Here is a 458-nt window from a genome sequence, read left to right as displayed (position 1 = left end):
GCCTCGCGCAGCTCGTTCGGGTTCGGCGTGCTCGGCGTGCCGGCGAGGTCCTCCAGGCCGGCGGCGTCGGCGAGCTCGGTGAGGTAGCGCTGCGCGTCGAGCGCGGCGGCGCACCCGGAGCCGGCGGCGGTGATGGCCTGGCGGTAGGTGTGGTCGACGGCGTCGCCGCACGCGAACACGCCCTCGAGGTTGGTCGCGGTGGTGCGCCCGACGACCTGGATGTAGCCCTCGTCGTCCAGGTCGATCTGGCCCTTGACGAGCTCGGTGCGGGGCTCGTGGCCGATCGCGACGAACAGGCCGGTCGCGGGCAGCTCGCGCTCCTCACCGGTCACGGTGTCGCGCAGCGTGAGCGCCTCGACCTTGTTCTCGCCGCCGATCCCGGCGACCTCGCTGTTCCAGGCGAAGTCGATCTTCGGGTCGTTCAGGGCGCGGGCGGGCATGATCTTCGACGCCCGCAG

Annotated in this window: 1 protein-coding gene; it reads right to left on the bottom strand. The window is 72.9% G+C overall.

Annotated features, from left to right (window positions below):
• Positions 1–458, bottom strand: a 458-nt coding sequence (locus tag G3I78_RS48230) for an FAD-dependent oxidoreductase (RefSeq protein ID WP_164436961.1), incomplete at both ends; no start/stop codon positions are given.

The organism is Streptomyces sp. SID13726 (assembly GCF_010548375.1).
Classification (GTDB): domain Bacteria; phylum Actinomycetota; class Actinomycetes; order Streptomycetales; family Streptomycetaceae; genus Streptomyces.
Note: the sequence above shows the minus strand (reverse complement) of the source record. Positions and strands in the feature narration are given on the sequence as shown.